Source organism: Scrofimicrobium canadense (assembly GCF_009696615.1).
GTDB classification, from domain to species: domain Bacteria; phylum Actinomycetota; class Actinomycetes; order Actinomycetales; family Actinomycetaceae; genus Scrofimicrobium; species Scrofimicrobium canadense.
Map to the genome: position 1 here is coordinate 1 of NZ_VULO01000002.1, position 12,945 is coordinate 12,945.

At 52.3% G+C, this 12,945-nt stretch carries 12 protein-coding genes; 3 read left to right on the forward strand and 9 right to left on the reverse strand.

Annotated elements, in window-relative coordinates; all coding sequences use genetic code 11:
* Nucleotides 1–223 precede the first annotated feature (223 nt).
* Both FYJ24_RS01555 and FYJ24_RS01560 read right to left on the reverse strand, forming a co-directional pair.
* Nucleotides 224–691: a nucleoside deaminase gene (locus FYJ24_RS01555; RefSeq protein WP_154542962.1), complete on the reverse strand. Its 468-nt coding sequence runs from the start codon at nucleotides 689–691 to the stop codon at nucleotides 224–226.
* Between the two features lie 165 nt (nucleotides 692–856).
* Nucleotides 857–1,672 carry a serine hydrolase gene (locus tag FYJ24_RS01560; RefSeq protein WP_206192431.1) on the reverse strand — a complete coding sequence of 272 codons (816 nt, stop codon included), beginning with the start codon at nucleotides 1,670–1,672 and terminating at the stop codon, nucleotides 857–859.
* Nucleotides 1,673–2,011: 339 nt separating this feature from the next.
* Between FYJ24_RS01560 and FYJ24_RS01565 the strand changes: the two genes are divergently transcribed.
* Complete coding sequence (locus tag FYJ24_RS01565) at nucleotides 2,012–2,827, forward strand: class II glutamine amidotransferase (RefSeq protein WP_206192432.1); 816 nt, start codon at nucleotides 2,012–2,014, stop codon at nucleotides 2,825–2,827.
* Here the strand turns inward: FYJ24_RS01565 and FYJ24_RS13285 are convergent, their stop codons facing one another.
* Nucleotides 2,828–4,063: an MFS transporter gene (locus FYJ24_RS13285; RefSeq protein ID WP_154542966.1), complete on the reverse strand. Its 1,236-nt coding sequence runs from the start codon at nucleotides 4,061–4,063 to the stop codon at nucleotides 2,828–2,830.
* Nucleotides 4,064–4,083: 20 nt separating this feature from the next.
* Between FYJ24_RS13285 and FYJ24_RS01575 the strand changes: the two genes are divergently transcribed.
* A complete protein-coding gene (locus tag FYJ24_RS01575) occupies nucleotides 4,084–5,217 on the forward strand; it encodes a zinc-dependent alcohol dehydrogenase family protein (protein ID WP_450097622.1) in 1,134 nt (377 codons plus the stop codon).
* 341 nt (nucleotides 5,218–5,558) lie between these two features.
* Here the strand turns inward: FYJ24_RS01575 and FYJ24_RS01580 are convergent, their stop codons facing one another.
* From FYJ24_RS01580 to FYJ24_RS01600, 5 genes are all read right to left on the reverse strand, one after another.
* Entirely contained in the window at nucleotides 5,559–6,428 is an 870-nt protein-coding gene (locus FYJ24_RS01580) for an IS30 family transposase (protein WP_225871922.1), read from the reverse strand.
* Between the two features lie 408 nt (nucleotides 6,429–6,836).
* The gene (locus FYJ24_RS01585) at nucleotides 6,837–7,193 is read right to left on the reverse strand and encodes a GntR family transcriptional regulator (protein ID WP_154542970.1); all 357 of its coding nucleotides are present in this window, start codon (nucleotides 7,191–7,193) and stop codon (nucleotides 6,837–6,839) included.
* 118 nt (nucleotides 7,194–7,311) lie between these two features.
* Nucleotides 7,312–8,199 carry a TIGR01777 family oxidoreductase gene (locus FYJ24_RS01590; RefSeq protein ID WP_154542972.1) on the reverse strand — a complete coding sequence of 296 codons (888 nt, stop codon included), beginning with the start codon at nucleotides 8,197–8,199 and terminating at the stop codon, nucleotides 7,312–7,314.
* Nucleotides 8,200–8,313: 114 nt separating this feature from the next.
* A complete protein-coding gene (locus FYJ24_RS01595) occupies nucleotides 8,314–9,435 on the reverse strand; it encodes a hypothetical protein (RefSeq protein ID WP_154542973.1) in 1,122 nt (373 codons plus the stop codon).
* Nucleotides 9,432–10,223: a helix-turn-helix transcriptional regulator gene (locus FYJ24_RS01600; RefSeq protein ID WP_154542975.1), complete on the reverse strand. Its 792-nt coding sequence runs from the start codon at nucleotides 10,221–10,223 to the stop codon at nucleotides 9,432–9,434. Before FYJ24_RS01600 ends, FYJ24_RS01595 begins: the two co-directional genes overlap by 4 nt.
* Nucleotides 10,224–10,329: 106 nt before the next feature.
* Between FYJ24_RS01600 and FYJ24_RS01605 the strand changes: the two genes are divergently transcribed.
* Nucleotides 10,330–12,150 carry an alpha/beta hydrolase fold domain-containing protein gene (locus FYJ24_RS01605; protein ID WP_154542977.1) on the forward strand — a complete coding sequence of 607 codons (1,821 nt, stop codon included), beginning with the start codon at nucleotides 10,330–10,332 and terminating at the stop codon, nucleotides 12,148–12,150.
* 113 nt (nucleotides 12,151–12,263) lie between these two features.
* On the opposite strand, the gene FYJ24_RS01610 is transcribed toward FYJ24_RS01605, so the two are convergent.
* A complete protein-coding gene (locus tag FYJ24_RS01610) occupies nucleotides 12,264–12,941 on the reverse strand; it encodes a hypothetical protein (protein ID WP_154542979.1) in 678 nt (225 codons plus the stop codon).
* Nucleotides 12,942–12,945 lie beyond the last annotated feature (4 nt).

Genomic DNA, 12,945 nt, shown 5'->3' on the forward strand with positions numbered 1-12,945 from the left:
TTCAAGGCTTCCAGAGCCACTTTCGTTTTGAACTGGGCTGAGTGATTCCGACGCTTACGTTTAGGTGCCACAAGAACTGCTCTCCTTCAAGCTCTACAGAGCCATTATGCGGCAAGCACCCCACCTATAACACTGCCCAAAAAACAGGGTCCACTTCTATACTCGATTACAGAGAAAACGAGGAGGACGCCATGACAGAAACTAGACTGTGGGCTTGCCACATCTAGTTCCAATATCCTTCAACTGGAAAGCGGGCTTCATCTTCTAATAGAGGGCCACAGACGACTACCTCATGTCCACCTTTGGCGAAGACGCTTCGACAAGGAAGGCTGAGCACCAAAGGGCTTTGAGGACCACCTGCCAGGGATATTAAGGTATCTCCACTAAGGGCAAAAACTACTCGGCCAATACCAGACCAGAAGATTGCACCACTACACATGGCGCAAGGCTCACAACTTGCATAGAGGGTTGCCCCGCGAAGGTCTATCCCTGGTTTCCACACATCACGTACCGCATTCATTTCCGCGTGCGAGGTAATGTCGGCACTGCTGTCAATTGAATTGTAAGCCTTGGTTAGAACAGATCCAGCACTATCGGTGATGAGAGCTCCGAAAGGCTCGTCACCGCGTGATCGTGCCTGAGTAGCTAAATCAATGGCTTGGCGTAGGAAATCTATATCGCGCGTGTCCATTGCTTCAGTGTAGAGGCAATAGCTTCCTCCTTACGCCTATCACAGTGTCATAATTGCCGTGGCAGAGACAAATATGGCACCGGGACACTGTTTTGCTTGGGGGGATAGAGCTTGTTTCTTTGCTTGGGGGGATAGAGCTTGTTTCTTTGCTTGGGGGGATAGAAACTACTTCAACTCTGAGACTATGACTGATGTGGCTTCGGCAATTGATTCCCACGAGCTACCTTCGGTATATATTGCCAACGCGAAGGCCCCTGAAGGCAGCTCAATTATCCCAACATCGTGCAGGTCTGCTTCAAGGAATCCAACTTTATCCGCAACGACGGTGCCCGCGGGGACACCCGCTGGTATGCCGTCGCGAAACTCTTGGCTCACCATGTCCTCAAATAGGCGAGTTCTGCCGTCAGATCCAAAAAGCTCACCCCGATATGCTTGCGCCAAAAAAACTGCCATGTCATTGGTGGTGCTAGAGAAAACACCCCAATCAAGTTGAGTGTGAGTGGCGCCAATCTCGGCTGCCCTCTGGGTGAGAGCGTCGGGAGGAATCTCATCAAGCCACGCCTCGGGGCAGTCATTGTCTGAATAGATAATCATAGCGTCAAAGCATTCACCCAGACTTGTTCCTAGGAACCAGTCCTCCCAGGCCCATTGCCCCTGTTCTACTGCTCTGATCATCGAATCTGCGATGAATAATTTGTACGTACTGGCTGGGTGAAAACCAATATCACCATTCCACTGCAGCAACGCCTCGTCAGAAGTGACGTTAATGAGTGTGACGGCCGCTTCTGCCTCGAAAAAGATTTCTTCTAATTCGTCAGTTACAGCAGAAGCATCAAAAACTGGGGCGGGTTTGGAAGGTTTCTTTGCTGGTTGTTCTCTCTGTCGGGCTGGTGCGCTTTCTTGGACGATAGGCAGAACTGGCTGCGCTGATGAAGTCTCTTCCTCAACTGTTGGAACACTTACCAGCACAGTCGTGAGCAATACGATGCATCCAATGCATAGGAGAGCTGCGAGAAATGTTCTGGATGCCTGCGGCATCGTGTGCTTTCGAACTGCGCGTGCGGGGTTCACTGAAAAGTCCCGTTTAGAACTGGTTAGAGCATATGAGCATGACATTAGAGTACCGTTCTTTGAAAGACCTGGCATCTCTGCACTTGAACATCGTGGTCATGCCAGATGAAGAGATTTCATGAAGAATAGAAGACACACGATGGTGTTGTGAGGGGAGACGAAATGTGTCGATGGATGGCCTATGTGGGAGAGAAGATTCCGCTAGAGATATTACTGAGTTTGCCTAACCACTCGCTTATACATCAAAGTTTGAACGCTCGACAGCTGGCTCTTCCTAGTTACAAATATGCTCGGCAGTTCCGTAACCACGATTTTCCCACCCAAGGTGAGGGATTCGGAATGGCATGGATCAGACGCGATGGTACCGTCGGAAGATACCGAGACACTCAGCCTGCGTGGGATTCCCAAAATTTTCCTGAGTTGGCAGCACAAATTGAAAGCTCATGTTTTCTCAGCCACGTGAGGGCGGCGCCAGGTGGCTCAGTTGCCGCTGACAATAATCATCCCTTCGTTCATGATGGATGGATGTTCCAGCATAACGGTGGGATAGGGGGTTTCGAGGCACTAAAAAGAGAACTGACATTTGACGTGGCGCCAGCACTCTATCCGTTTATTAGAGGGAATACTGATAGTGAAGTCTGCTTCTATCTGGCGCTCACATATGGTTTAGCGTCTGACCCGGTAAAAGCAATGCATCGCATGCGCGAACGGGTCGAGCAGGCTCGCATGAAATATCAGGTTGGGCAGCCTTTCGAAGGCTCTTTCGCCGCTTCAGATGGAGAAGTACTAGTAGCAATGCGCACAGTGAGCACGCAGGGATTGCTGCAGATCTATTCTGATGCGCAGGCACCATCACTTTATTGGGCAGAGGGGCCGGTTCATATCCGGATGGATGACGGAAACAGTGAAGAGTTGCCCGCTGGTTCCTTCACCGTGGTCTCTGAGCCTCCAGAACTTCACTACGCGCCTCGCACATGGCATCAATTTCCAGATCAGAGTATCGGCATATTTCAGCGAGGCCAACGTCCGCTTTTCTATTCGTTTGAAATGCTATCCCACTCATAGCTAACGCGATTGGGAAAAGACGATGACAATCGTGATTCCAGCGATGACGGCTCCAACTATGCCCAATCCGAGGTAGCCGATCGTAGCCAGCATGACGCCTGCTAGTGCTCCGCCAAACCCGCCGGCAACGCCCATCAGAGCATCCGAAGCTCCTTGAGTTGCAACGCGGATTGGACCTGGGACAGCATCGTTGAGAAGGGTGGAGGCTGCCACGGTGCTGGCTGACCATCCCAAGCCCAAGAGAATCAAAGCAACGATAGACGTGGGAACGGACGAATAAGAAAATGCGGCAGTGACTGCCGAAACAAGAATAGCGAATATGCCTAACAACATCATTGGTTGTGGTCCAAGTTTGTCTGACAGTAGCCCCATAACGGGCGAGAGAGCATACATTCCAGCAATATGGAGGCTCACAGTTAGTCCGACAACTTCGATTGAAGCACCATGGGTATCCATATGGACGGGAGTCATTGACATGATCGCCACCATGATTGCTTGACTTGAGATAATGGTTGCGAGTGCGACGCGTGCTTTTTTGTATTCCCACAGTGCTTTGACTCCCTCAAAAAACCGGCTGCGGGGAGAATTGTCTTGCGTGCTTCCTAGTTTGCATGAAAGGAGGTATGGGTCGGGGCGAAGCCCCACAGTAAGGACCGCCATCGCAGCAACCATACCAATCGCAGAGAACACGAAGATCCCAGAGAGGGCGGGGATTCCTAACCACGCACCAACGAGCTTCCCAGGTCCTGTCATATTGGGGCCTGCTATGGCTCCCACTGTGCTCATCCACATTATTAGGGACAGATCTCTGCCACGATGCTGAGGTAGTGCAAGATCAGTTGCTGCAAAGCGTGCCTGTAAGTTCACAGCGGCACCAAATCCAATCATGCAGCCGCTCAGAAGAAGTAAGGGGAAGAATGATAAGAGTGCAGAAACGATGACAAGGACCGATCCTAATGCGGCAATTGCCAGTCCTGTTGATAGAGAGAAACGTCTACCTTTTGAAAATGCCAGGCGTGACAGTGCTGCAGAGGCGAATGCTCCTCCAAGAGTGCTGGCCGTGGTGATGGAGCCTGCCCATGCGGGCGATCCTGTCATCTCTACTGCAAGGAGCGATCCCGTGGACACAACCGCGCCGGCGCCGAAGCCCGAAAAAATTTGTGCCGTGGAAAGAATCCACAAGGTACGTCTTTGAGTTGAGGCTATAGATGATGTTTGATTGGGGCAACTCTTCACAGCCTCACAATAGTTGGTAAGTGCTATTTGCCGTAGTCACGCTCATGAAGATCGTCGTAAAATTGACACGAGGACGTAACGGAGAAAGGACGGCACTCATTATGCGTGCAACGATAATCCACGGAAGGCACGATGTGCGGCTGGAAGAAGTTGCCGATCCCTCAATTGTTGCTGACACCGATGCGATTGTCCGGGTGGTTCGAAGCTGCGTCTGTGGATCAGACCTTCATCGATACCGGGGTACTATTTCGATTGACCGTCCCAAACCTATCGGACATGAATTCGTTGGTGTCGTGGAAGAAGCGGGCAGAGAAGTCAAGAATGTGAAGCCTGGTGACTTTGTCATTGCGCCCTTTTATATTTGCTGTGGCACTTGCGTGAATTGTCGAAGTGGGTGGACTGTAAATTGCTTGAATGTAGGTTGGTGGGGTGGTGGCAGCGACGGGAACAATTCAGAAAATGCCGGCCAGGCTGAAATCGTGCGGGTTCCTCAAGCTGACGGAACGTTGTTTGTTGTTGATGGGGGAATGCCTGCCGAAGAGCTGCTTCCTGGGTTGCTTTCTCTGAGTGATGTGATGTGTACTGGTCATCATGCAGCGGTATCAGCAGGGGTGAAACAAGGAAGCACGGTTGCTGTCGTAGGTGATGGGGCAGTGGGATTGTGTGGAATTATTGCAGCTAAGCGTTTGGGTGCCTCGCGTATTGTTGCGATGTCACGCCATGCTGATCGGCAAGAGCTTGCTGTAGAGTTCGGTGCCACAGACATCATTGCAGAACGTGGGGAAGAGGGAATCGCGAAGCTGAAAGCGCTCTTTTCTGGTATCGGCCCGGATGCGGTATTAGAGTGTGTGGGCTCACAAGAATCTATGGATCAAGCACTTGCTTCAGCTAGGCCTGGAGGACAGGTAGGGTTTGTGGGTGTTCCTGCAGGTGGAAGCATTATTGCTGTTCGGACGCTTTTTGACTCCAATGTCGGTGTGCGAGGCGGGGTTGCGACAGTCCGGGACTATATTGGTGAGTTACTGCCGGACGTTCTCAATGAGACTATTCAGCCTGGAAAGGTGTTCACCGAGGCGATGCCGTTGGATCAGGTGGCAGAAGCGTATGCGGCGATGGATGAGCGCCGTACCATCAAAGCAATGCTGATCCCATGATCAGAAGGATTTTCGAAGCGCCGAAGGTTAGCGAGGAAATACCAACACGTATAGTCCGCTATGGGCTGGGACGGCTTTGACCTGGACAGTTGAGCACGGAACGGTCTGCATTATGCCACTGAATATGTGGGACTATGGTCCTGTATTATTGGTATGTCTGGCGGGCGGAGCACTCACATGCCATCGGGGACGAAAAATTTGGACGCTCGAAGATTGAAGACAGCTGAGCAGTGGTTAGCTGAGGTAACCCCTCGGGTCGAGGATCCCCGTGTTCATTTTGGAAGTGCAATGGGGTGGTTGTTTGATTGTGTCTCTTGTTCGAAGGCTTCGTTTGGGGTGTGTTAGCCGAGGCATTTTCGGGGCTGGTGGTTGATTTCGTTGATGATCTCGTGGAGTTCTTGTTCGTTGATCGTGTCGAACCGGGTCCCTTTGGGCAGGTAACGGCGGATGTGACCGTTGAAGTGCTCGTTTGTTCCGCGTTGCCAGGATGAGTATGGATCAGCGAAGAAAGTCTTGATACCAGTTTTATGCAGACCCGCATGGTCGGTGAACTCCTTCCCGTTATCTGTCGTCACACTCGTCCTGGCCCCTATTGGCAGAGCAGTGAAAATGCAGAGTTGCGCGGCCAGGGTCTCTTTCGCCCCACACTTTGGCAGCAAAGTCGCAGTTAGGTAGCGAGTCTTCCTCTCGACCTCGGTATGAATTGCCCCACTATGATCGCCCCCGATCATTGAGTCCCCTTCCCAGTGGCCAAACTCGAGGCGATCCTCGACTTCACCTGGCCGATCGTGAATGCTCACACGGTCTGGAATGCAGGACTGTCGGTGTACTTTACGGCCCGAGCGTTTCCGTCTCTTTTCATTGCCCCTAGGGAGGTATTGAACTAGCTCACGCCACTTCTGTGCCTTGGAATACACCCACTGGTAGATGCTCTCAGCACAGATCCGCATCCGTGTATCTTCTGGATACAGCAGGCGAAGGCGCCCAGCGATCATTTTTGGGGTCCAGCCCCGGCGGAGGGCTTGAACCACCCAGTCCACTAGGGGGTCATGGGTCATGCGCCACGGCCGGTGAGATTGCTTTAACGCCTGTGCTGCCTTGTCTTGGGCGATGCTGGCCCGATATTGCCACTGGGTGCACGGACCGCATTTCAGGGCCGCTGTGCGGTAGGGCACGTAAGCCTGGGACGTGGAGGAAGGCTTTCCACCCATTACGCTGCACCTCCCGGCTGATCGTTGAGGGCGAGCGTCCCAAACACGCCGCCACATAGCGAACAGATTTTCCCTGATCAATGCACCAGTCCGACCGCAAAGTAAAGGGTCATAGCAATGCTAGCTATACCGAGAAAGCGCCCCATTATGTGGTCTCTGCTTTTGCTTAAAATGACAGCCGAGAAACAGACTGCCGGAACGCCAAAAGTTATGAGTGTATTGACAAGAATGTTTGTTGTTGGTGTTGAAAATCTATCTGGTTTGCCAGATATGTCCCAGTGAGTTGTCACCAGGCCGGGCAATGATGGAAGCATTCATAATTGTATGAGTAATGCTGTGAGGGCAATCGCGAAAGGAATTCCCACTAGTGTTGTGACCAGCGCCTGCGTTGAAACACCGGTCGGTTCTCTAGAGTCCACGGTAGGCCTCCTTGAAGAGCGAAGCGACAGCTTCTGCGGAGAGACCAAGGGTATGCGCGCGTTCTGCTAAAGACTGTGTTTCCCGGTGAATCTCGTTGATAGCTTCAGCTTGTGAGCTAATAACGGCACCGCTGCCCCGACGCATAGTAACTAGTCCTTGTTCTCGCAGAACTTGGTAGGCATGGAGTACCGTGTGGAGGTTAATATCTAAAGCTAGTGCCAACTGCTTGGCACTGGGAAGCCGGTCCCCAGCGTGTATCTTTCCAGCACTGATTTGAGTTTGCACTGCCGATGCGATCTGTTCGAACAATGGAGTATTCGAAGTAGGGTCGACACTGATAATCATATAGGCATTCTATCATCAGTAGAATACTTAATGGTATTGTTACAAGCACTTGTCAACTAGGCCAGTATCCATAACCAATGTGCTTATAGGACTTCCTTGTGCACAACGGACGTTTTCTCTAAACAAGAGCGCTAGTAATAGCTGCTTCCACTGTTGAGTGAGTGAAGGTAAATCCCGTTGCGTTGAGCACCGTGGGTTGTACGTTAGCATCGCTAAGCAACAGTGATTGAGCGGCTAGTTTTCCCAAGACTGTCAAAAGCATCCATGATGGTACCGGCAACCAAAATGGCCGACGAAGATGGCGAGCTAAAGATCGACCAATGTCGTTTGCGCTGGCAGCTACGGGACCATTGAGGTTCACCGGACCTTCTATTTCATGGTGAATTGTGTGGACTATTGCGCGTACCTCGTCTTCTAAAGAAATCCACGGCCAGATTTGTGTTCCTTTTCCCAGCGGACCAGCCACGCCCATACGAGTCAGGGGAATGAGTGGTTTGAGAAGTGCCGCACGGTCAATAACTGATGCCGTACGCAAAAGTACCGTGCGAGAGCCCCTTGCTTTACGAGCCTCTTGCTCCCACCTGACACATACTCGCGCCAAGAATGTGTTACCAGGAAGTGAGGATTCTGTAAGAATTCTGCCCGGTGCGTTCCCATAGAAGCCAACAGCTGAGCCGGAAATAAAAGCGGGTGGATCATCGCGAAGCTGGCTAAGTGCCTCTACTAGAGTCCGTGTCGAGTCGACTCGTGAGCGAAGAATCTGTTTCCGGTACTGTGCAGTCCAAGGAAGTTTGGCAATACTGGCGCCATTGAGAGAGACAACGGCGCGCGATCCCTCAAGTATTTCGGGATCTAACCTTTCGCCAGGTTGCCATTGCACCTCACCTTCGTGTAGAGGAACGCGCCGCACTAGTCTTCGCACGCCAAATCCTTGTGCCTCCAAGTAGTCGATAAGTGCGGATCCGATGAGCCCTGATCCACCTGCTATAACTACCTGCTCAGACATGCCGGTTCCTTCTCTCTTTCTGTCACCGTACCGTGACCGCGAAGGCTGCGCGAAATGAAGTGCTCTGGCGCAGGAGTTATCCGCAAGGCTGAACCTCGTGAGATATTTACTCAGTTAGTGGCTGTCTCTGCGATGCCACGTCCCGGCTAAGTCGTCACCGCGCCACCATGAATATGGTTCTGCAGCGGCTCGAATAGCTGAATCAAACCAGTATGTTGTGTCGGGATTCCAGCCGGCAATTACGCTGGCATGGTTCCCAATGGGCAAGGCTTTGCCAGCGCATGACAGATAAGCCTCAACAGTTAGATGTACGCCCGCGTAATCAGCGGCAACCTGTTTCCAGTTGGGCATCACCCATGATAAATCCTGACCAGTAGTGGGTACCCAGACTGCCCGTCGACTAGTGGCAACCTCAAGAGGATACGTCTGGCATAGATATTTCCAGTCCTGTTCGGATCGAATCTCGAAGACTTTGTCTTCATATGCGCCAACGTTAAGCCGGTATGCACGTGCTTCCGAGAGACACCGGCCATCTTCTTCGCAATAGAGGCCAAGAGGAGCATCAAGGATTGAACGCGAAGACTGGTGTAGCAAAAAAGGGGGAGTGGAGTGCCATTCACCGCCGGGAAGCTGATCTACAGGAAGGGAAAGATCAGGTTTATGGGTAGTTTCCCACTGCTGCATGCTTTGTTCCCATTGCTTGAGAACCTGGCTAGAAACCGATGATGGTTCTCCGCTGACCTCTTGACCGTCTTCAACCCAACGGACTTCCCATTGGTCGTTGTAGTCAACTGGGTTTGACCACCATGCGATCGCCTTACTGTCGCAAATGTGGGAGGCAATGCGTTCCAGTGGTGCATACATGTCAGAGTCTGCTAGGCAGATGTCCGTTTCGTCGGGTTCTTGCCAATACACGGCGTGTGCAACCGAATCGGCTAATGCGCCTAGAGCCCGGGTGGAAGTCACGGGAGCCAACGGAACCTGGTTCATGGCACTTATCACTGCTTCGACAGAGGCCGATTTTTGGTGACTTTTGATGGAGGAATAGGGGTCTTTATCGTTGCTTGTGTCCGAAAGAATGAAACTACTGGCGGGGGCATTCTTGGCGGAAAACCAAAACATTGCCTCGTGTAGTGCATGCGTGCCATCATCATCGTTCTGTTCGCTGATGATGGCAAACTCAAAGAGAAGACGACGTCCCCGGGGGCCTTCCAGCAGCGTCTTAGCTGTGATCATTCCACAAGTGTAGATGGGTGCGAGGAACCGTGTCCATGCTCTGTGTGTTTTTGCTGTACTAGATGAATCGTGCAGCAGCCAGGCCCCGAACTGGGCAAGACTTCAGTGCCAAGATAGCCGCGAGAAAGAGTTCGCACAATCTCATCGGTCATTCCCTGATGTATCGCGCAGACCAGCCCAGACGAACTGTTATTTCTTTTACGAAATGGGCAACGTTGAAGCTTGATGATGGACGCATCCTCACCAGGGCGTGCCTCAAAGCCAAGGCGTGAAAGAAAGAGTCGAATTTTTGCGGTGTGGACTGCTAGGTTGTGTGTTACCGCAGTATGTGCGTCAATCGTGCTGTGATCAGGAATCTCGGGTGCTCCAAGCATTTCTTTCGCCCATAGCCGTCCTATTTTTTCGGCTGATTGGGTGGGATTCTCTGAGGTAGCACACACATACTTAGTTACCGCCGCAGAAAAGTTTCCGAATTCCTGGAGAACCACGTCGGGGTCTGTGGACACCGTTGCTTGGTATAGCCAATACGGGCGGCCGCGCCCTTCCGTAGAAGAACGTTGCCGACTCACTAGCCCTTTCTCTTGCAGGGCTGTGAGCGCCTCGCGCGCAGTATTATTGTGCAGGTCCAGTGACTCGGCAATATCGTCGACCCGAAGAGGATCAGCGGAAGCGGCCAGGGTTCGTAGAATCTGGTGCTGAGTAATAGTCAGTTTCGACATGAGAGAAAAAGTCTCAGCGATAGGAGCGGTTGACGGTTCAGTAGTCGTGGTAGCCCCCTTGTGTCTCACCTGGTCATGTCCTCAGGTATACGGCAGATCAAGATCCTATGGTACGCCAATGGGTCGCTCCAGGTATTCTGACAAAAGAGCGATGTCCCAGGGCAAGGAGAGCTAGGTGGGCAACGAAGAGGAATATTTCCGCGATAACGAGGCAAACTGGGACGAACGTACGCGAATCCACGTTGTCTCCCGCGATTATGACGTTGAGGGCTTTGTGTCAGATCCGACACGCTTGTCTTCGGTAGTGCAGTCTGATCGTCCGCGTCTTGGAAGTCTTGCTGGGCAGGATGTTGTCCACTTGCAATGCCACATTGGTTTAGATACTTTGTCGTTGGCGCGCCTGGGAGCGCGTACAGTTACGGGCGTTGATATATCTGGAGAATCTATCAAAGCCGCCGAAGACATAGCTACACGCAGCGGCATCGATGCGACTTTCGTCAAGGCTAACGTGTATGACAGCCTCGAAGTACTTGATGTTGATCGCACCCAGGGAGCGTTCGATGTGGTGTATACCGGCGTGGGTGCTTTGTGGTGGCTTTCAGATATCGACCGCTGGGCGGCGGTGGTGGCCGGATTGCTGCGCCCCGGTGGCACTCTAGTCTTGCGTGAAGATCATCCGCTTTCCATGTCGCTTGGGGATGACCTCAATAATGGCTTGCTGATTGAATACCCGTATTTCGAACAGGCAGATCCATTCACAGATAGTGAGGATGCCACCTATACCGATGTCGCTGAAGGTGCGCCTGCGATTCTCAATCGGGTGAATCACGGGTGGAATCATTCTTTGGGAGAGATTATGGGGGCCCTTATGCGTCAGGGCCTCGTCATCACGGAATTTGCTGAGCTTGAAACTGTTGCCTGGCAAAGATTCCCCCGTGGAATGGAACGCGATGGAGACGCATACCGTCTGAATCCGGACTTTCCTCCAATACCGCTTACCTACACGCTGACCGCAAGACGGCAAGAGATAGACCAAACCGGTGCTCGCGGATTGCTACGCGGTAAAAAACGTAATGCGCTGAGACTTGCGGATGTCGACAGTGAGTATCGATCAGCTGCATTGATCGCCCCTCACGTTGATATCACTAATCCGTTGGTGCGACGTGTTTCCCGAAGTGCTCCACGTCTCTTACCTACGCCCAAAATCCCAGGTGTTACGATTTCTCAGATTCATGAAGAACCCCTACTGCGCCTGTACGTGCCGCAGAAGCCTAGCGGTGCGGCCCTGCTGTGGATTCATGGAGGTGGCATGGTGATGGGTGCCCCCCAACAAGATGATCTTCTGTGTGGAAGTCTTGCCGACACTATCGGGCTGACCGTTGTGTCGGTTGATTATCGTTTGGCGCCGGAACATCCGTTCCCCATCCCTCAAGATGATGTTTTGGAAGCATGGACATGGTTAGGTGATCATGCCGGTGATTTCGGTGTGGATCGCGGGCGTCTGGCCGTGGCTGGTGCCAGTGCGGGTGGGGGACTGGCGGCCTCTCTGGTCAACAGGCTTCGAGGACTGCCGGGACCTCACCCCGTTGCGCAATGGCTTCTCTATCCGATGCTTGATGATAGAACTGCTGCCAATGAGCATTTGGACGAGGTGGATCACTTCGTGTGGAATAACGTGGACAACCGTCATGGGTGGGGAGCGCTACTGGGAGGCAATGAACTGATCGGATCTGCTGATGTTTCTGCTCTTGCCGCCCCAGCTCGAGAAATAGATCTATCGGGAGTTCCGCCAACGTGGATAGGGGTAGGCAATATTGACTTGTTTTATCAAGAAGACCTCGACTATGCGGCGCGTCTGCGTCAGTCTGGAGTTCCCGTGACGTTTTCTGTCATGGAAGGTGCTCCGCATACGTTTAATACTCTGGGATCTGATGGGCCAAAAACGAAGAAATTTATGGAAGAGGCGTGTCGCTGGCTCGATGAAAATACGCAATAGAACGCAGTACTGGGGGTTTTAATTCGGTTGGAATCGAGAGCTATTCTTGTGTCCCTCGTAGTGTCTACTTTCCTCTATCGTGCCCGCAGAAGATGAGACAGTAACACTGGGTATTACCAGGATTCTGCGGCTTCTCGGGAGAGAAAGAAACCATGGAAGCTATGGGTGTCCCAGCATGTCAATCCGACCTCTCTGGATGCGCATGCGATGGAACCCACCTGGTACTTCTTCCCGTAATCCATAATTGTCACAGGGCCCGGTGATATGCCCTCATCTTCAAGTTCCTTTTGCCATCCCCGCACGTCACTTTGACATGTCACGAGGACACTTCCGTTCTTGATACCGTATCCGTTGCACGCCCCAACTCCTCGCTCAGGCATGGGATCAGGAAGGTTAGGCCACGAATGTTCCAACACATTGCAGGCTAGTGAATCGCCGTCCGTTCCTACGGTGCAGCCAATATTTGCTGAAGGCATACGCGAAAGATTTTCTAACGGAAGCGCATCTTCGGGCATACCACTGCATATCAGTGTGCTCTCAAGGTGAGAGGGCACACTGATGCTGTGAGGGCACGGTGATACCTCAGGTGACTGTTCAGACCCAGGAATGCTGGGAGGCGCCGCATCTGGGGGCGTGGCAGATACCTGAGATTGTGGTTCGGTCGTTACTGTCTCGTTATCGGTGCTGCTCAGAAGTCGTAAAGCTATGACCATGCCAGCGACAATGATGATGGCAACTGCGGAAGTAATTCCTAGCCAAATCCACTGAGACTGACTGGTACGAGGTTGCATAACC

What these genes read in the sequence shown, in the direction of transcription:
- FYJ24_RS01580 (WP_225871922.1), bottom strand. Translation starts at nt 6,428, where the DNA reads ATGGGTGGAAAGCCTTCCTCCACGTCCCAGGCTTACGTGCCCTACCGC.
- FYJ24_RS01590 (WP_154542972.1), bottom strand. Translation starts at nt 8,199, where the DNA reads ATGTCTGAGCAGGTAGTTATAGCAGGTGGATCAGGGCTCATCGGATCC.
- FYJ24_RS01610 (WP_154542979.1), bottom strand. Translation starts at nt 12,941, where the DNA reads ATGCAACCTCGTACCAGTCAGTCTCAGTGGATTTGGCTAGGAATTACT.
- FYJ24_RS01585 (WP_154542970.1), bottom strand. Translation starts at nt 7,193, where the DNA reads ATGATTATCAGTGTCGACCCTACTTCGAATACTCCATTGTTCGAACAG.
- FYJ24_RS01555 (WP_154542962.1), bottom strand. Translation starts at nt 691, where the DNA reads ATGGACACGCGCGATATAGATTTCCTACGCCAAGCCATTGATTTAGCT.
- FYJ24_RS01595 (WP_154542973.1), bottom strand. Translation starts at nt 9,435, where the DNA reads ATGATCACAGCTAAGACGCTGCTGGAAGGCCCCCGGGGACGTCGTCTT.